13 protein-coding genes and 2 tRNA genes are annotated in these 18,599 nt (G+C 55.8%); 10 read left to right on the top strand and 5 right to left on the bottom strand.

Annotation, left to right across the window (positions count from 1 at the left end; genetic code table 11):
* From NHH88_26935 to NHH88_26945, 3 genes are all read right to left on the bottom strand, one after another.
* Positions 1–822 carry a hypothetical protein gene (locus NHH88_26935; protein USX13256.1) on the bottom strand — a complete coding sequence of 274 codons (822 nt, stop codon included), beginning with the start codon at positions 820–822 and terminating at the stop codon, positions 1–3.
* Positions 819–2,279: an ATP-binding protein gene (locus NHH88_26940; GenBank protein ID USX13257.1), complete on the bottom strand. Its 1,461-nt coding sequence runs from the start codon at positions 2,277–2,279 to the stop codon at positions 819–821. Before NHH88_26940 ends, NHH88_26935 begins: the two co-directional genes overlap by 4 nt.
* A gap of 1,399 nt (positions 2,280–3,678) precedes the next feature.
* Complete coding sequence (locus NHH88_26945) at positions 3,679–5,175, bottom strand: nucleotide-binding protein (protein USX13258.1); 1,497 nt, start codon at positions 5,173–5,175, stop codon at positions 3,679–3,681.
* A gap of 716 nt (positions 5,176–5,891) precedes the next feature.
* On the opposite strand from NHH88_26945, the gene NHH88_26950 reads away from it, so the two are divergent.
* The 5 genes from NHH88_26950 to NHH88_26970 all read left to right on the top strand — a co-directional run bounded on the left by NHH88_26950 (position 5,892) and on the right by NHH88_26970 (position 9,713).
* Positions 5,892–6,395, top strand: coding sequence for a hypothetical protein (locus NHH88_26950; protein ID USX13259.1), 504 nt, complete (start codon positions 5,892–5,894; stop codon positions 6,393–6,395).
* Positions 6,396–6,607: 212 nt separating this feature from the next.
* Positions 6,608–7,207, top strand: coding sequence for a recombinase family protein (locus NHH88_26955; protein USX13260.1), 600 nt, complete (start codon positions 6,608–6,610; stop codon positions 7,205–7,207).
* A 111-nt stretch (positions 7,208–7,318) separates the two neighbouring features.
* Positions 7,319–8,227 (top strand): ParB N-terminal domain-containing protein, encoded by a 909-nt coding sequence (locus NHH88_26960; GenBank protein USX13261.1) that lies wholly within the window; start codon positions 7,319–7,321, stop codon positions 8,225–8,227.
* 198 nt (positions 8,228–8,425) lie between these two features.
* Positions 8,426–8,746 (top strand): putative addiction module antidote protein, encoded by a 321-nt coding sequence (locus tag NHH88_26965; GenBank protein USX13262.1) that lies wholly within the window; start codon positions 8,426–8,428, stop codon positions 8,744–8,746.
* Positions 8,747–8,903: 157 nt separating this feature from the next.
* On the top strand, positions 8,904–9,713 hold the full coding sequence (locus tag NHH88_26970; protein ID USX13263.1) for a TIGR02391 family protein: 810 nt from the start codon (positions 8,904–8,906) through the stop codon (positions 9,711–9,713).
* Between the two features lie 874 nt (positions 9,714–10,587).
* Here the strand turns inward: NHH88_26970 and NHH88_26975 are convergent.
* Positions 10,588–10,677 (bottom strand) — tRNA-Ser (locus tag NHH88_26975).
* Positions 10,678–10,987: 310 nt separating this feature from the next.
* On the opposite strand from NHH88_26975, the gene NHH88_26980 reads away from it, so the two are divergent.
* Positions 10,988–13,036: an ATP-binding protein gene (locus NHH88_26980; GenBank protein ID USX13264.1), complete on the top strand. Its 2,049-nt coding sequence runs from the start codon at positions 10,988–10,990 to the stop codon at positions 13,034–13,036.
* Between the two features lie 45 nt (positions 13,037–13,081).
* Here NHH88_26980 and acs read toward each other — a convergent pair whose 3' ends face one another.
* Positions 13,082–15,070 carry an acetate--CoA ligase gene (gene acs, locus NHH88_26985; GenBank protein USX13265.1) on the bottom strand — a complete coding sequence of 663 codons (1,989 nt, stop codon included), beginning with the start codon at positions 15,068–15,070 and terminating at the stop codon, positions 13,082–13,084.
* Positions 15,071–15,313: 243 nt separating this feature from the next.
* Between acs and NHH88_26990 the strand changes: the two genes are divergently transcribed.
* From NHH88_26990 to NHH88_27005, 4 genes are all read left to right on the top strand, one after another.
* Positions 15,314–15,913 carry a TIGR00645 family protein gene (locus NHH88_26990; GenBank protein ID USX13266.1) on the top strand — a complete coding sequence of 200 codons (600 nt, stop codon included), beginning with the start codon at positions 15,314–15,316 and terminating at the stop codon, positions 15,911–15,913.
* A gap of 36 nt (positions 15,914–15,949) precedes the next feature.
* Complete coding sequence (locus NHH88_26995) at positions 15,950–17,479, top strand: fumarate hydratase (protein USX13267.1); 1,530 nt, start codon at positions 15,950–15,952, stop codon at positions 17,477–17,479.
* On the top strand, positions 17,479–18,348 hold the full coding sequence (murI, locus tag NHH88_27000) for a glutamate racemase (GenBank protein ID USX13268.1): 870 nt from the start codon (positions 17,479–17,481) through the stop codon (positions 18,346–18,348). The genes NHH88_26995 and murI overlap by 1 nt, the downstream gene beginning before the upstream one ends.
* A gap of 114 nt (positions 18,349–18,462) precedes the next feature.
* A tRNA-His gene (locus NHH88_27005) sits at positions 18,463–18,538 on the top strand.
* Positions 18,539–18,599: the final 61 nt, after the last annotated feature.

Genomic DNA, 18,599 nt, shown 5'->3' on the forward strand with positions numbered 1-18,599 from the left:
CTACACAAGCGCCCATTGTGTTGCAGCTATGGTAGGTATCACATCATGGACTCCCTTGTAAAATGCTTGCAATCGGATATCTTGTTTATTTCTCAATAATTGTGTGACGTAGCCGCGTAGAGCCGCTTCCTTTTCGACAATGGTGAGTTTTCCCTGCATACTGCGGATAAGATCATCAACCTCGTCCTTTTGCGTGCGTTTCCGCAACCGACTGGCCAAATCAAGATTTTTAAAATGATTCGCCAATACATCCGCCAACACGCCATCTTCAATCTTAGTTTTGTCAATATTGAACTTAATCAGCAACGCATTACTCTTAATAGAGACATCACACACCAAATAATCCACGCTATCAATATAGTCAAAATTAGGATGCAAGAAAGGTCTAGCACTACCGCCACCCCAAATTTGTTTCTTCCAATCTCTATTGCAAATAGTACAAATGGGCACCAAATTCCGCGAAGACATAGAGAACTCTGGAAAATTAGCACGTGGCAAATAATGATCCAGGGAATCATAGTCATTTAACGAACAATAAAGACAGACATCCTCCGCATCCGATTTTATATAAGCTTTTATTTTTTTTACCGTTGGGCCTTTTCCGTCGAATAGAGAATAATAAGCTTTGTGTACAGCAGGAGAAAAAGTCAAAGGCTTCAGCTTGGAGTTTGATAGCTCATTTGCGTAATAATCGTATGCTGCTACCACAGCTGCCTGCTGGGCAACAAGATTCCTCTTTTTTTGCCCAATAGAGGCCGCAATGACAGCTGAAAGATCATTTTTATCCTCAGTCAATCTTACTGATTTTAAACCTGTTTTCACGGCTCCCCCAATTCGGATATTACGTAACTCCGTGCCGCCGGCCCGAGCTCTTCGCCGATGTATTGTTCAATTTTTTTTAACGACCATTTTTTTTCAATTAAATTTTGCAGCAAAGTCATATAGCCAGGAACCTCCGCAGGTACACCAAAGACCGCAGAGACTATGGAGTCTAAGCTCCTACCAAAAGATCTCTCTTTCAAGGAAGAAATCTTACTTACCCCATCAATCTTGCGGATGACTCGTACGTATTTAGACGGAAATTCTTGAACAATGATTGGTGAGTGCGTCGCGACGATGGCGACCGACCTCTTATACACAAGCATTTTTTGAAGTGACTGAAGAAGGTGACCAAGCAAAGCTGGATGTAGGTGATTCTCGGGCTCATCCACAACCACCAATGAGTTGGGAACTAATTCATCAAATAAGCCTGTTAAAATAGAAAGTGTAGCTTTATGTCCCGCCCCTAATTTTCTAAAATTAGCCCGAATTAAAGCTGGGCTGGCGCTTACAATATCAATTTCAGCGTCTAGAAGAACTGGAGACATAATCTCCCTCCAACGAGACAACTGGTTTTTATTCGCAATGTTTTCAATCGCGGCTGAGAACCGCTTGCTGAGCAAAGCGGCGCTTGCAACCTTAATAGCACCATCTCCGTTTTTATCCCGCATACCAATATATTTGTATCGCAATTGGTCTTGTAAAAAAATACTACGTTCTTTTTTGGTGCCTATCTTAATATCATTTGGTAGAAAAAATCGGTCAAACATACTGTATGAAACCGCTATAACTTTATCAAATTGCTGGCGATCGGCATTTGAAAATTTCCCCACGAAGTTTTCACCTGTCAAGGTCGCAACTAGGTTCGCAAGATACTGTGACTTGCCGCATCCATTTCTTCCAATCAAAACATTGATGGCGCCATTTACGAAATTCTCTTTATCAAAGTTAAAACTACAAGTCGTGGGAATTTTGGCACCGTTGAGATTGCAACTATAATCAAATCCAATTTCTTTCGATTTGGAATTTACAGCTTTATCAAAGAACTGCAATGCTTTAATGGCACCAAGATTTCTAGCAATAGAATTTTTGAACACATTCTGAGTTTTAGCCGTATCACGCAATTCTTCGGACAATGCAACGTCACGCATTAACGTTAGTATCTGAAGTGTTTTAACCTTTCCCAACGTTGCAATTCTCTCGTAATACCTAACTGTCTGCCCGAGCGAAAAGTATGTCTCGGGCAATTCACTCATCTCTCCAGGTAGCCGTACGCGTTCGCCCTCTTTTTGCCCGATATGGCCTATCCTGATGTATCCAAGATTTAATTGATTATCTAGCCCACTCAAAAAATAGCATAAAAACAAATTTGAGATTTTCTCTTCTGGCGTATACACCCTAAGTAGCCTGATACACGGATATTGCCTCTCAATAGAACTTTTGCCGAGATATATTTTCATAAATTTTAGATAATCCTAAATATAACTTAATTTAACAAGAAAATTCTTCGAAACAATTAATTCGCGCGTTAATCACAAACTTAGTTAATACTTTCGATATTTTCTACATTCAACCTTCTTTAATAATACATTTTCTATAACGCGACGGAGTACCAAAAGCAGATTTCTAGTAATGGCAACTCGAATAGGACATATACGATGCTGACAACAAATTGAGCTTTAAGCAACAATGAAAATTCTGTCTGCCAGCCGGATCCGCTAGAAACACGGAACCAAGAGCGTCGAGGCTGTGCTCTATGAAAGCTGCAAAAGCGCGTCAAGCAAATTCCCCAACTCGGAATGCCGGCGTAGCTTACAACGGTATCAAATGGAAATTATCAATCCAAGAATACAATGCGACTAAGTGATGCCATTGCGCCGTTCTTTCACCCTCTTCGCCGTTGTCCCTGAATCAGATGAATTTCGCTCCTCTGGTGCAGGGCATGCTACCGCATCCAATCTGGAGGGAGGCAACCTAGCGTGCCTGTAGCAAGAACGAGCACATCGCAACAAAACCGGTTTGGACATCCCACGGTCCTTGTATCAAACAGTTCTGCTCTGTCCGAACTTAGCCTTTAGATCAGCATATCAGCTTGCCAGCAGGAAAGATGCGCGAATTGTCACTAAATTCCGTTAGATGTTGTTCCTTTATGCTCTGCGGTATTTCAACTGATGCGATTCTTTGCGGCTCTTGTCTTTTTATTGCGCGCCGTAGTGAGTAGGCACGATAGTTATATGGCCCGCAACTGCAGAGTAAGCCTACATCACCTCTCCAGCCCTATTCTTTACTTGGGTTGGTCGCGATTCCAAAGAATCGCAATATGCAAGAGGAGGGAAAGGAGTCTCTAGGGCACTGCAACATATAGATAAAATTCCGGACATTCATTTGCCCTGTTCTTAGCGGCATAGCCGCACCCAGTCAGGTCTGACAATCGGACAATGAGACAATGGGACAATCGAAAAAATTGAACGGGAAAATAGTACTGGTAGGAATTTTTGCGCTGCGCGCAGCGCCTGTCGGCGCGCCGCCGCTTACGCGGCGGCAGTCAGGCGATTCGGAGAGGCACGCCCGTGCACGGGCGAGGCTTTCGAACCGGCCGCCTTGGCGCCCGCGCAAGCCCCGCAGGGGGCTTGCTTCTCTCCGCCACGAAAGAAATGCAAAAAGGCCACCCGAGGGTGGCCTTTTTTACATTTCTATTCTTGGCGGAGAGAGGGAGAATCCCCTATTCGGATGCCAAGGCACGGTTTTATGCGGGTTTGAGCGGCATAGGGCAGCGCCATGTATACGCTAATGTATATATCATACCGCACGATAATTATGACACACGCCGATACGTTCCGCTAAAACCGCACTGTTGGGTCATTTGATGAAATTTTGCAACAATCCAACTGGTGGGTGCTCAGGTGGGAGGAGCATTGCCGCCGCCTCAAGTTCGCGCATCTGACGCTTTCCTTCAGTGCACTTCTTATCAAATTCTTTGCGCTCCGCATTAGCCAGTTTAATCGCATTCGCGAGACGATCGTGCCCATATTCAGAATCGGCTTCATGTTTAACAGCATGTGCTAAATACAGACAAGCTTCAGTGGGAAAACCGTTATTGATTAGAAGATTACCGATGTTTGCCCTTATCCACTGAGAGGCGTCGTCTGCCTTGGAGAGGCCCTCCGCTTTTCGATAAGCTTTCAACGCTTGATCAGGCAACTCAAGCTGAAGGCATGTGTTACCCAGATGCCCCCAAAAATCCACTCGGTCAGGTTCATCCTTGATTAAGTCAGATAGAAGGGACGCCGCGACATTATGAAGCTCCAAGTCCTGAGCGATGCGGGCATACTTGTGCCGAAGCTCCTTATCCCGAGGATTGCTAACATGGCACCGCTGAATCACCCTAAGTGCTTCATTCGGCATGTCACTTTTAACATATACCTCTGCGAGCTCAAGCGCCACCCCAGGGATATCATCCGGTTGTGCCTGTATGAGTACAGTGATGGCGCTTTGGTAATCAATTTGATCTACATAGCATCTCGCGAGCTCCCTCGCAACTGTCGTGTCCCCCATTTTTGTGACGTTTGGATTGGTTAGAAGCTTTGCCGCCTCTCCCGCATGCCCTTCGAGCCTTAACAAGAAAGCAATCAGCGTCACAACTTTGGGAGACGCAGAGTGTTGCCGAGCGAAATCGCTCAACACTGAAGTTGGTGTGGTTATTTTTTCCTTGAAGTCACAATAGATTACCCATGCTTGCGACTCTAAGGCGTCATCCCCTGACTGCGCAGCGATCGTTTGTTTGAGGGTCAAACGGGCACTCGCGTAGTTTTCCTCAAGTACATCCATTATCCACTCTCGTTCTTCAACAGCATTGGCATCTCGGCTAATACTTGCCTCTGCTGTGATTCGGCCAGGGACGATACCTAGCTCTTTCATCTGCGAGCGCATTTGGAAACATACTGGGGCAGTTGCCGCCTTCGCACTGCCGTCAGTTCGGCGCGCATCGTACCTACCGGGAGTAATTCCCAAAAGATCAGTTGGAATGTGAAGCTCCTCGTTCTCCGGCAGCAAAAAGAATACACGGTCGCGCCCTAGTTTTCCGATAAAAAGTCCAAATTCAAACAAGACGTTATCGCGCACCACATTCGTCGTTTCTTTACGTATCGTAGAGAGATCATCCGGGCGGAAGATAAAAACGGCAAAATCGTTACTCTTGAGTGCCTCCGTCAAGGATTCCATCGTAGTACGCGACAACTTAAAAACGTCTTGGTCCCATACAGTAACCTCTGCTTCATGCAAAAGGTTTTGCTGAACTGCATAGGCAACCTCTAGTCCCTCTACAGACGATCCAATAAAAACGCGCGGTTTGAGCATGTTGTTTCCCATAAGTAATGCCAGCGTTAGCTTCCCAGCCATTTCACACAAGATCAATCTTAGCAGAAATATATTTCCCGGTTGACATCAGGGCTGCGTAGCAGGTTCAAAACATTTTTCCGCAAAAATCCGAAACCATACCCCCTAACCCCGAACGCAACATATCTCCCCCCATACCCCCTCCGCGCACCTGTTAGACCATCGCCGCACTCATCACTTGGGAGTGACCTGAGTGGTCCCCTGTAGTAGGACGAGGTGGAGCCGCAGCCCCCGAGCATTCACGCTTCCATATTCGAGAATGTTCAACAATGCAATAAAGTTTATTTTACAGCAATGTTTTGCCTGTGTACTCTTGCCGCGTTAGGGAGCCAATCCGTGTTCCCCCGAGCGCCCGAGACGTAACATCAATGCTGTTCAATGCAATCAAGCGAGAGGTCTTTATCGAAGTTCTTCCTATGGCGGGGCGACGCCTCCAGTGGTATTTCTCCCGCACTGAAAACCATCTCTGGATCGGCAAGCTGCATGTCGTCTGTAACCCCGCCCGCTTGACCCTCGTACCTGCCCGAGTTGGCGGGCATCGAGGCAGCCTCCGCGAAGCTGACTGGTGAGACTTTGCCCCCCATAGGTCCCGAAAGTCGCCCCCCCACAATAGGGCGCATGGCATCAGGCCGGCCTCGACCCACACCTTTAACTAACTTTTATGCAATGAGGTCTATATGGTAGGCAACACGAAAATAACTCTTACCCCCGAGCGGATTGAAGTGGGTATCGGCAGCACGGGCGGAATTACTCGAAGGCAATATGAATTACTGGGATTACGGTACCCAATGGAGCAGGGATGGAAGCGGCGTCTGCTAGGGACGGAAATCCCACTTAAGGATTATGAACTGTATTTGGCGCTAAGAAACTCCTCAAAAGCCATGATAACCGCGAGGCAAAACGCGGCAGAGCTCTCCCCCGCACGTCAGACGCCAAGTGTTAGCGAGACGGCACTAATCCCCTCTATGGGGCGTGCAGCGGCCGAACCGAAGCTGGTCCCATGGGCGGTCCCTGTGGATACCATGAGAGAGAAGTCGATCACGATCCCGATGTCGCCGGGCATGCAGTTAAAACTGAAATGGATCGTGGAGAATGTCCCTCAGATGTCCATGCGCAAGATCGCCATAGCCGGGTTCGCTGCGGAGACCGAGCGGCTCATTGCGTTGCACTACAAGCCGTAACGAAGAGGATCCCGAGGGGCCTTCCTTTAATCTCGAGGGGGCGACATTGATCGTCGCTCCCTCACAATAGCCCCCCACACGTATTCCCCATGGCTCATCAGGGTATAGCGTAATGACCTCCTCCGAATGGGCCCTATCGGCGGCTCATCAGGGTTGACTGTGATTGAGCTAGCGACTATGATTGAGCCATTCACCTAAATGAGCTAATCCAAATGAAGACAGTTTACTATGGTCGCATCAGCACCACCGAGGGGCAGACCAGCGCCAGCCAGTACGATGACGCGAAGAAGCACGGGGTGCCGGTCAAGCATACCCACATCGACCACGGGATCAGCGGCTACCACGTAGCGCCAGCAGACCGGCCGGAGTGGAAGCGGGTCATGGACAAGCTGGCGGATGGCGGAGTGCTGTACGTGCGATGGCTGGACCGCATCAGCCGCCGTTACGATGAGCTACACCGAGTCATGCAGGAGTTGATGGCTATGGGGGTGAAGGTCGTGTGTACGCTCAACGGGATGGAGTTTGACGGGACCGCGACTGAGCCCATGATGAAGGCCACCCGTGATGCTGTGTTGGCGTTCATGGCCGCTCAGGGTGACGCCGACTACACCAACCGGAGGGAGATGCAGAAGCGCGGCATCGAAGTGGCGAAAGCCGCAGACGACGGCAGGTACAAGGGACGGACGAAGACGCTCGACCCGACTGTAGTGAAGGCGTGGAGGGCTGAACACGGCGCGACCATAGCAGCCACGGCGGATCACTTCAAGGTGTCCGTAGCGACCGTTAAACGCTACTGTGCGGTGCCTGGGTAACGAGTGTGACCGGGGTTGCCTATCAGTGTTGGTTACCCCTTCAGCACCCCTCAGCACCCCTCCAGCGGCCCCATCGGCTCATCCATTGAAGCCCCTCACTATTACCCTCAGATGAAACCAAACGAACTATTCAGCAGCGCCCTCCAGCGCATCCAAAAGGAGCAGACCAAGAAACGCAAGCCGAGGCCGGATCATGTCACATCGCTTCCACTTGAGAGCATCAAGCGGGCACCCGCCGTGTTCCAGCCGAGAAGCTTCCACGGGGGCGCAGCCGTGGATGACCAGCACGTCATCGTCCTCACCTCCGCAATCAAGCGTCAAGGGCCACTGGAACCATTGACGGTCTGGTGGAGCGGCGTGAGTTTCTACGTGATTGATGGACATCATCGCCTAGAGGCGTACAAGCGATTCCTAGACGCGTACAAGCGGCTAGAGGCCCACAAGCGCGTAGGCGAGGCGTGGGGCCTCACGGAGGGCATTCCCATAGACGAGTTCCGGGGAAGCCTTGAGGAGGCCATAGGGAGGACACTAGAGGGCAACTCGAAGGCCAAGCTCAACATGAGCCTCGGGGACAAGCTAAACGGCGCTTGGAGGCAGACGTGTATCACGGAGCTAACCAAGGCCCAGCTTGCAGCCGTGGCACAGGTGTCTGAGCGCACTATCGCGAACATGCGGAAAGTCCGGGACGAGTTAGAGAAGCCCCAACCGGGTGGTGATGATTTTGAGTCTCCCCCAAAGCTTGATCGGCAGGGGATGGCAGACCTATCGTGGAGGCAGGCGCAGATACTCGCTAAGGGCGGGAGTGGTCCCGCTCTCGACTGGGAGGCGCGTCAGGATAAGCTCGTCAAGGACTGGACAGCGCGGCTACTGAAGGAGTTCGGGAAGAAGATCACGCAGCACCCGGAGGCGTTCGTGAGGGCCCTCGTAGGGGTCAATGACGACATTCCCCGACTGCTGAGTGAGGCGGAATCGTGGGAGGGGTACGCCAAAGGGGCAGAGGTGGATGATGATTTGAGATGACCACCAGAGCGGCCCAAGCAGCGCCCCCCAGGTAATGCTGGACGGCTCAGGGAGCACCTTAGGCCACCTCACGGCAACCTGAGGCCACCAGCGGCCACTGTGCATCCCCTTGAGAGGGAATTTGCATAGCGGAGGGATGCATATGCACACCCAACCATACCGAGGAGCGCGTACGCGCCTTAAAATACGGACGAAACCATGAGTGAACTTATCGACTTAGACACGCTGCCGGACTTTGACGGGTCCCGGTACTTAACCGACGAGAAGGACATCGCAGCGTACCTTACGGGCATCCTAGAGGCGAATGACGCGGGCCTCCTAGTTGCCGCACTGGGGGACATCGCACGGGCGCGGGGGATGGCATCCATTGCAGCGGCCGCAGCGGTCACCCGCGAGGCGCTATACGAAGCGCTAGAGCAAAATGCACCGCCCTGCTCTGACACAATGAGTCGCGTATGCAAGGCATTGGGGGCCTCAATTCAAGCACATCAGCGTCCATTCGAAGCAGGCCCTCCCTGATTGTCGCCGACCCCATAGTGGCGACAACAAGCAGGCTCATGTACAGTGAGCCGTGCGATAGGCCGCTTCCGGCAAAAACGGACTGATGTGGGGTCAAAACCAGGATTTTTAGCAAGGTTCTTAGCAATTCATGTTTAATTAACCGCGACGAGGCATCATGGCTACAAGAAAATCCGCTCCACTAGTGCCCCACTCTGCAAATTTGGGTGTGATGCAAATGCATGAATTCATGCCTCGCTTAAAAAGGCGTTTAAACGAGCTAGAAAATTTCACCCCTGGGACCACTATTGATGAAGTAACTCGCTCAATTAGTGCACTGGAAAAGAAATATGACGATACTTTGGTTGAAGTTTTCGGTATTAATTCAATTGAGTATCAGCGCTATCGGAGCTATGGATTCTATAACTCCACAGAACCTCTTTCTTATAATTTTGGAGGCAGTGCCACTCCAACCTTAGAGCAGGAAGTCGCATCTTATCGAAGGGGAGTTGCAACTGCGGCCAGAAATCTTCAAACGATTATCGAATTGTTCGAAGAAAAAATATGTGACTCTGCCGGCCCTACTGCGAGTCCCATGCGAGCGCTTGAAAATTTGCACTTACACCCTCATATCGCGGATGCTAGCGTAGACCTGTTTAAAGGCGGCCACTATGCAAACGCCGTGGAAGATGCATGCAAAGTTCTCGATCTTCTTGTCAAAATGAAAAGCAAGCGAGATCTGTCGGGTACTGAATTGATGCAGATAGCGTTCAGTCCCAAAGCACCTGTTCTCAGATTCAACGAGCAGCAAAACGACAGCGAGAAAAGTGAGCAGCAAGGGATGATGTATCTCTACGCTGGTGCCATGCTTGCCTTTCGAAATCCACGTGCGCACGGCTTGCTCACCGATGATCCTGTCGAGGCCTTGGAGATTATTGGATTTGTCAACTTTCTTGCGAAATCGCTGGAAAAAACAAAACGCGCGTAGTGCAGTCCAACAAGCGCGCTAGGCCAAGGGCTGCTGGGCGTTTGCAGTCGTTGCCCCGACCAACTTGATTCACTTTAGTCACAGGGCCATCCCTGCCAACGGGGTTATCCGCCACTCTCCCCGGCCTTGGGAGGCATCCACGGCGGTTCCTGCATAGCAATACCGGGCGACAGGACCATCAAGGGGGATGTCTTTCAATGGCGACCCGGTGACCACTTCGGAGGTGCCACATCGAACCGGACGCGCTCAAGGATGGCCTGCTTTTTTTTGAGGGGCCGCTCCGCTTGATAGCCCCGGACGACCTTGCTTGTATCGACAGCATGCCCCGTAATCACCTCGATCTTTGCGATGTCGTTGTTGGACCCGTGGGTCAGCAGGGTGTGCCGGAAGGCACATCTGACGGGGCCGACCCGTAGCCGAATAATAGGGACTCGTTGAACGGACCGACCATCCCAAGGTGACGCATCTCCTCGTCGGCCTGCGCAGATGAGGCGAGCATGGCCTGCGCGACAGAACGAGCTTCGTCAGGGGTAATAGCAGTTTTGGCAGGAGCTAAAAGCCGGGGCCGATGGCTAGCGTACTCGACCTCGAGCTCTGCCTTGCGTGCGTAGATCATTCGAATGGCGAGTACCCGGTCAGTAGTCTTTAGGTTTTCCGATATGACTGCACGAGGGTAAAACTGCTGTAGCGCTTTGGGGACTCGGTATTGATACCGGATGCTTCCGGTCTTGGGGACAATCATTCCTGCGGGGTATGCCATAGTGTTCTTCATCTGGCGATTATAGCCAAATGTATAGGGTAAGGTAGTTGAACAAACCTACCCAAACCCGCATGAACAGCCAATCTCCAACGAAATCAGCGACTTACCAAATCTTGGCGGAGAGAGGGGGATTCGAACCCCCGATAGGTTTGACCCTATACACGCTTTCCAGGCGTGCGACTTCAACCGCTCATCCACCTCTCCTGCATTCCTTCCCCTCTCGGAGAAGCCGCGAATTATAGCAAACATTCCCCATACCACCAACTTTATTTCCCCTCCCACATGCAACCCACCCCGCCAATTCCTGCGCTACAATAACCCGCGTCCCCCACACAGCCGCTATGCGGCCCACTTACCCCGTGGCGGCGACCCGTTTCTCCTCAGCCTGGCCCCCAAACCGTGCCCCGGCAACAGCATCAAAGCCCCAAACAAACACACCAGCACCACAGCAACACCCAAGAACCGTCCACAAAACCAAACCGGACAACTAAAAAAGCCACACCAAAAGACCACTATGACGACTTCGCTTTCTTTCATGGACAACGGCGGCGAAATGGGCGCACGAATGCGCAGCCACGATTGGTCGACGTCATCCCTGGGCGATCCCCACACCTGGCCGCAATCGCTGCGCTCGGTCGTGTCCGCCTGCCTGAACTCGCCCATCCTCGGCGCCATCCTGTGGGGCCCCGACCTGTGCATGCTGTACAACGACGCCTACGTGCCCTCGCTGGCAGACCGCCACCCCGCCGCCCTCGGCAAACCCGTGGCCGAGGTGTGGGGCAGCGCCTGGGACCAGGTTGCCCCGCAATTTCACGACGCCATGGCGACCGGTATCGGCTTTTCAAGCACTAACGTCGAACTGATGATCATGCGTAACGGACAGATGGAACAAACCATCTGGAACTTTTCCGCCGCGCCCATCACAGGAGAAGACGGCACCATCGCCGGCTTGTTTAACCAAGGGATCGAGATCACCGAACAGGTGCGCAAGGAGAAGGCGATCCACCGCGCCCAGGAAACACTCGAACGCACCGTCGATGAAACCACCCGCGACCGCAACCGCCTGTGGGAACTGTCCGCCGATATCATGCTCCGCTGCGGTTTCGACGGCCAGATCAAGACCGTCAATCCGGCGTGGAAAGACGTGCTGGGCTGGGACGAGGTCGATCTGGTCGGCGTGAGCCTGCTGAAACTGCTCCATCCCGACGATGTCGACCGCACCATCGCGGGGGCGCAGGTCCTGGCCGACGGCGGCTACCATACCCGCTTCGATAACCGTTATCGCCACAAGGACGGCAGCTATCGCTGGATTTCGTGGTCCACCCAGCCCGACGCCGATAGTATCTATGCCGTCGGCCGCGATTTCACGTCGGAACGCGAGAGCGCCGAGGCGCTGCGCGCGGCCGAGGAGGCCCTGCGCCAGGCCCAGAAGATGGAGGCCGTGGGGCAACTTACCGGCGGCCTGGCCCATGACTTTAATAATTTGTTGGCCGGGATTACCGGTAGCCTGGAGATGCTGGAGCTGCGCGCCAGCCAGGGTCGCTTCGGCGATATCGCCCGCTATATCGATGTGGCCAGCGATGCGGCCAAGCGCGCGGCCTCGCTGACCCATCGCTTGCTGGCCTTCTCCCGCCAACAGACCCTCGATCCGAAACCGACCGACGTCAACCGCCTGGTCCTGGGCATGGAGGATTTGTTGCGACGTACCGTGGGCCCGGCCGTGGCGATCGAGGTCATCGGTGCGACCGATCTGTGGACCGCGCTGGTCGATGCGTCCCAACTGGAAAATTCGCTGCTGAACCTGTGCATCAACGCGCGCGATGCGATGCCCGCCGGCGGCCATATCCGTATCGCGACCGCCAACCAGCGCCTGAACCATAAGGCCGCCGCCGCTCAGCAAATGCCCGAGGGCGAGTATCTGTCGCTGAGCGTGACCGATTCCGGCGTCGGCATCGCGCCGGAGGTGATGAGCCGGGTGTTCGAGCCCTTCTTTACCACCAAGCAGCCCGGCGAGGGCACCGGCTTGGGCTTGTCCATGGTCTATGGCTTCGCCAAGCAGTCCGGCGGCCTGGTGCGCATCTATTCGGAGGTGGAACGCGGGACGACCGTGTGCATCTATCTGCCCCGCCATCATGGCGTGGCGGAGTCGGCGCCCGTGCCGACCTTGCCGTCGCTGCCCGTTCATCCTGCCACGCACGAGACCGTGCTGGTGGTCGACGACGAGCCGAGCGTGCGCTTGCTGATCGTCGACATCTTGCAGGATATGGGCTATGAGGTGATCGAGGCGGCCGATAGCGCCACCGGCCTGGCGCTATTGCAGTCGGACGTGCATATTGATTTGCTGATCAGCGATGTGGGCTTGCCCGGCGGGATGAACGGGCGCCAGATGGCGGAGGCCGGCCGCGTGAACCGGCCCGCCATGCGCGTGCTGTTCTTGACCGGTTATGCGCAGACGGCCGTGTTCGGCGGCGGCCAGCTCGACGAGGGCATCGAGGTGATGACCAAGCCCTTTAATATCGATGCGCTGTCCGAACGCGTGGACAGGATGCTGGCGCCACGCTAAACCGGTGGCGCGCCTGGCATTCCGGCGCGCCACCGCTTCAAGCAATCAGGAAGATTCCTTGAGCTGTTCGAGGATGGCCGGGTTTTCCAAGGTGGAGACGTCCTGCGTGATCGTCTCGCCCTTGGCCAGCACACGCAGCAGACGCCGCATGATCTTGCCCGAGCGCGTCTTCGGCAGGTTGTCGCCGAAGCGGATTTCCTTCGGCTTGGCGATCGGGCCAATCTCCTTGGCGACCCAGTTGCGCAGCTCCAGCGCCAGTTTCTTGGCTTCGTCGCCGGTCGGGCGCGCTTGCTTGAGCACGACGAAGGCGCAGATCGATTCACCCGTGGTGTCGTCCGGCTTGCCGACCACGGCCGCTTCCGCCACCAGCGGGTTGGCCACCAGCGCCGATTCGATTTCCATCGTGCCCATGCGGTGGCCCGAGACGTTCAACACGTCGTCGATGCGGCCGGTGATGGTGAAGTAGCCGGTGTCCTTGTTGCGGATGGCGCCGTCGCCGGCCAGATACATCCGGCCGCCCAGCTCTTCCGGGAAGTAGCTGGTCTTGAAGCGCTCGGGGTTGTTCCAGATGGTGCGGATCATCGACGGCCATGGACGCTTGACCACCAGGATGCCGCCCTGCCCGTTCGGGACGTCGACACCGGCTTCATCGACGATCGCGGTCATGATGCCCGGCAGCGGCAAGGTGCACGAGCCCGGCACCATCGGCGTGGCGCCCGGCAGCGGCGTGATCATGTGGCCGCCCGTTTCCGTTTGCCAGAAGGTGTCGACGATCGGGCATTTTTCGCCGCCCACTTGCGTGTAGTACCACATCCACGCTTCCGGATTGATCGGCTCGCCCACGGTGCCCAGCAGGCGCAGCGACGTGAGGTCGTAGTTTTTCGGGTGCACTTTCGGGTCGACGTCGGACGCTTTGATCAGCGAGCGGATCGCCGTCGGCGCCGTGTAGAAGATGCTGACCTTGTGCTTGGCGATGGTGTCCCAGAAGCGCCCGGCGTTCGGGAAGGTCGGAACGCCTTCGAATACCACTTGCGTGGCGCCGACCGCGGTCGGGCCGTAGGCGATGTAGCTGTGGCCGGTCACCCAGCCGATGTCGGCGGTGCACCAGTAGACGTCGCTCGGCTTGATGTCGAAGCTCCATTTCATCGTCAGCGCGGCCCACAGCAGGTAGCCGCCGCTCGAGTGCTGCACGCCCTTAGGCGTGCCGGTGGAGCCGGACGTGTAGAGGATGAACAGCGGGTGCTCGGCGTCGACCCATTCCGGCTCGCATTCGGCCGGCTGGTTGGCGACCAGTTCGTGCAGCCAGGTGTCGCGCCCTTCCTTGAAGGCGATCGTGCCGCCCGTGCGGCGGTAGACGATGACGTCCTTGATGGTGTCGCAGCCGCCCAGCGCCAGCGCTTCGTCGACGATGGCTTTCAATGGCAGGTGCTTGCCGCCGCGCAGTTGCTCGTCGGCGGTGATGACGGCCACCGCGCCGGCGTCGATGATGCGCTCCTGCAGCGATTTGGCCGAGAAGCCGCCGAACACGACCGAGTGCGTGGCGCCGATGCGGGCGCACGCTTGCATCGCGGCCACGCCTTCGACCGACATCGACATGTAAATAATGACGCGGTCGCCCTTTTTGATGCCGCGCGATTTGAGGCCGTTGGCGAATTTGCAGACTTTTTCATGCAACTCGCGGTAGCTGACGTTTGTCGACATGCCGTCGTCCGCCTCGAAGATGATGGCGGTCTTGTCGGCGTTGCCGTTCTGCAGATTGCGGTCGAGGCAGTTATACGAGACATTCAGGTGCCCATCCTCGAACCATTTGTAGAACGGGGCGTTGTCTTCGTTGAGGGTTTTGGTGAACGGCTTTTGCCAGACCAGGTGTTCTTTCGCCAGGCGCGCCCAGAAGCCTTCGTAGTCGGCCTCCGCTTCGGCGCACAGCGCGTTGTACGCTTCCATGCCGCCGACCGTGGCTTGGGCCGTGAATGCCGCCGGTGGGGTGAAGATGCGGGATTCCTGTGGGCCTTGCTGCGTGGTAGTGCTGCTCATACGTGTCTCCATTGTTGTAATGTTTTTCACCAACATAAACTTTGTCGCTTACTGAGCCCTTACAGACTGCTAGCCACCGGCGGCCGCTGTGGGGCCGATGCTGCACTGTACAATTTTACCAACATTTCTTCGGCATTAGGCTTCGGCGTTGCGCCGCAACACGGCGGTGCGGTAGCTGAGCAGCACGTGTAAAATGTCGGCAACCTTTATCTAGTCTGCCTTATTTTCAGGAGTACTGCCTTAATGACCGATCCTAAACCCAAGCTGCGCCCCCTGCCAGCGTTTATCTTCATGTCGCGCTGGCTGCAGTTGCCGCTGTATCTCGGCCTGATCCTGGCGCAGTGCGTGTACGTATTCCACTTCTGGGTCGAGCTGAAGGATCTGATCGGCGCGGCCATGGGCAACGAGGCGGCGCTGCAGCACATCTTCCAGGCCGTGGCCGTGCCCGGTGGCGGCCCGACTCCGACCAAGCTGAACGAAACCACCATCATGCTGGTCGTGCTGGGCCTGATCGATGTGGTCATGATCTCCAACCTGCTGGTGATGGTCATCATTGGCGGCTACGAGACCTTTGTCTCGCGCATGAACCTGGAGAGCCATCCCGACCAGCCCGAGTGGCTGTCGCACGTCAACGCTTCCGTGCTGAAAACCAAGCTGGCCATGGCGATCATCGGCATCTCGTCCATCCATCTGTTGAAGACCTTTATCAATGCCGGCTCCTACACGGAGAAAGTGCTGATCGCGCAAACCGTGATTCACATTGCTTTCCTGCTGTCCGCGCTAGCCATCGCCTACACCGACCGCCTGACGTCGATGACGCACCAAGATTCGAAATCCCACTAAGTCCACAAAGCACCATCCTTCCCTCGCGAGAACATCATGACCATCATAAAGCAAGAAGACCTGATCGAATCCGTTGCCGCAGCGCTCCAGTACATCAGCTACTACCATCCCGCCGACTACATCGAGCACCTGGCGCGCGCCTACGAGCACGAGCAGAGCCCGGCGGCCAAGGACGCGATCGCGCAGATCCTGACGAACTCGCGCATGTGCGCGGAAGGCAAGCGTCCGATCTGCCAGGACACCGGCATCGTCAACGTCTTCCTGAAAATCGGCATGGGCGTGCGCTTCGAGGGCTTCAGCGGCACCGTCACCGACGCCGTCAACGAAGGCGTGCGCCGCGCGTACAACTTCGACGACAACAAACTGCGCGCCTCCATCGTCGCCGACCCGCATTTCGACCGCAAGAACACCAAGGACAATACGCCAGCCGTGGTCCATATGGAACTGGTCGAAGGTAATACGGTCGACGTCAAGGTCGCGGCCAAGGGCGGCGGCTCGGAAAACAAATCCAAGATGATCATGATGAACCCGTCCGATTCGCTGATCGACTGGGTCATGAAGACCGTGCCGACCATGGGCGCCGGCTGGTGCCCGCCTGGCATGCTGGGCATCGGCATCGGCGGCACCGCCGAGAAGGCCATGCTGATGGCCAAGGAAGTGCTGATGGAAGACATCGACATGTTCGAGCTGAAACAGCGCGGCCCGCAGAACAAGCTGGAAGAACTGCGCATCGAACTGTGCGACAAGATCAATTCGCTGGGCATCGGCGCGCAGGGCCTGGGCGGCCTGACGACCGTGCTCGACGTTAAAATCATGATGCACCCGACCCACGCGGCCTCCAAGCCGGTGGCGATGATCCCGAACTGCGCGGCCACCCGCCACGGCCACTTCGTGCTGGACGGCTCTGGCCCTGCCTACATGACGCCGCCTCCGCTGTCGACCTGGCCGGACGTCTCGTGGGCGCCGGACACCGAAAAGTCCAAGCGCGTCGACCTCAACACCCTGACCAAGGAAGAAGTCGCCTCGTGGAAGCCGGGCCAGACGCTGCTGCTGAACGGCAAAATGCTGACCGGCCGCGACGCCGCGCACAAGCGCATCCAGGACATGCTGGCCAAGGGCGAAGAACTGCCGGTCGACTTCAAGAACCGCGTGATCTACTACGTCGGCCCAGTCGATCCGGTGCGTGACGAAGTCGTCGGCCCGGCCGGCCCGACCACCGCCACCCGCATGGACAAGTTCACCGACATGATGCTCGAGCAAACCGGCCTGATCGCGATGATCGGCAAGGCCGAGCGCGGCCCGGTCGCCATCGAATCGATCAAGAAGCACCAGTCGGCCTACCTGATGGCAGTCGGCGGTTCGGCCTACCTGGTCTCCAAGGCGATCAAGGGCGCCAAGGTGCTGGGCTTCGCCGACATGGGCATGGAAGCGATCTACGAGTTCGACGTGGTCGACATGCCGGTGACGGTGGCCGTCGACGCGGCCGGCACCTCGGTGCACAACACTGGCCCGGCGGAGTGGAAAGCCAAGATCGAGCAGTTGAACATCCCGGTCGTCACCGCCTGATGACCAGCGCCCGCCCCCGTTCGGCCGACGCTTTGGCCGACTCTTCGGCTCAAGCGCCCATCGGCGTTTTCGATTCCGGCGTGGGCGGGCTGTCGGTGCTGCGCCATATCCGCGCGCAGCTGCCGCACGAACACCTGATGTACTTTGCCGATTCCGGCCACGCGCCGTATGGCGACAAGACCGAACAGTTTGTCGTCGACCGCGCGCTGGCCGTGACGGCTTTCCTGCTGGCGCACGGCGCCAAGGCGCTGGTTGTGGCCTGTAACACCGCCACCGTGGCCGCCATCAAGGCGGTGCGCGCGCGTTATCCGGATTTGCCGGTGGTGGGCGTGGAACCGGGCCTCAAGCCGGCCGTCAGCGCCACACGGAACGGCAAGGTCGGCGTGCTGGCGACGGCGCGCACGCTCAAGGGTGAAAAGTTCCTGCAACTGCGCGAGCAGATTTCCGCCGCCAGCAATACCGAATTCCTGTTGCAACCGGCCGTCGGGCTGGTCGACCTGATCGAACAAGGCGACCTGGAGACGCCGGCCATAGCCGCCATGCTGGAGCACTACGTCGCCCCGCTGCTGGACCAGGGCGCCGATACCCTGGTGCTGGGCTGCACGCACTATCCGTTCATCAAGACAGGCATCGAGCGCGTGTTGCGCGATCACGCCCGCACCGATGTGACCTTGATCGACACCGGCGACGCCGTGGCGCGCCAGCTGGTGCGCCTGCTGGAGACGGCAGGCCTGCTGCGTGTGGCGCAGGGTGACAGTGCCGCCGAGCCCACCCTGCGTGGCTACACCACGGCCGACGTCAGCGCCCTGGCGCCCGCCTTCGACAAGCTGCTGGGGCTGCGTCCGCCGGTCGAGAAAGTTGATGTCTGAGCAAAACTCCATCTTTCACGGGAAACTTTGCATTTAGATTTGCAGGATTCAAATCAGGCTTGTATAATTCGGCACCTGTTCAGCGAATAGCTGGATAGTTGAAGTAAGACAGTGGTGGCTGTAGCTCAGTTGGTAGAGTCCAGGATTGTGATTCCTGTTGTCGTGGGTTCGAGCCCCATCAGCCACCCCAAAATCTTCCTTAATAATCAACCGCCTATATGGCGGTTTTTTATTGTCCAAAATAACTTCCA

It is taken from the genome of Oxalobacteraceae bacterium OTU3CAMAD1 (assembly GCA_024123915.1).
Classification (GTDB): Bacteria; Pseudomonadota; Gammaproteobacteria; order Burkholderiales; family Burkholderiaceae_D; genus Rugamonas.

Coding starts and splice junctions, on each gene's coding strand:
- NHH88_26980 (USX13264.1), top strand. CDS start 10,988: ATGACGACTTCGCTTTCTTTCATGGACAACGGCGGCGAAATGGGCGCA.
- NHH88_26955 (USX13260.1), top strand. CDS start 6,608: ATGAAGACAGTTTACTATGGTCGCATCAGCACCACCGAGGGGCAGACC.
- acs (USX13265.1), bottom strand. CDS start 15,070: ATGAGCAGCACTACCACGCAGCAAGGCCCACAGGAATCCCGCATCTTC.
- NHH88_26945 (USX13258.1), bottom strand. CDS start 5,175: ATGCTCAAACCGCGCGTTTTTATTGGATCGTCTGTAGAGGGACTAGAG.
- NHH88_26960 (USX13261.1), top strand. CDS start 7,319: ATGAAACCAAACGAACTATTCAGCAGCGCCCTCCAGCGCATCCAAAAG.
- murI (USX13268.1), top strand. CDS start 17,479: ATGACCAGCGCCCGCCCCCGTTCGGCCGACGCTTTGGCCGACTCTTCG.
- NHH88_26990 (USX13266.1), top strand. CDS start 15,314: ATGACCGATCCTAAACCCAAGCTGCGCCCCCTGCCAGCGTTTATCTTC.
- NHH88_26995 (USX13267.1), top strand. CDS start 15,950: ATGACCATCATAAAGCAAGAAGACCTGATCGAATCCGTTGCCGCAGCG.
- NHH88_26970 (USX13263.1), top strand. CDS start 8,904: ATGGCTACAAGAAAATCCGCTCCACTAGTGCCCCACTCTGCAAATTTG.
- NHH88_26965 (USX13262.1), top strand. CDS start 8,426: ATGAGTGAACTTATCGACTTAGACACGCTGCCGGACTTTGACGGGTCC.
- NHH88_26940 (USX13257.1), bottom strand. CDS start 2,279: ATGAAAATATATCTCGGCAAAAGTTCTATTGAGAGGCAATATCCGTGT.
- NHH88_26950 (USX13259.1), top strand. CDS start 5,892: ATGGTAGGCAACACGAAAATAACTCTTACCCCCGAGCGGATTGAAGTG.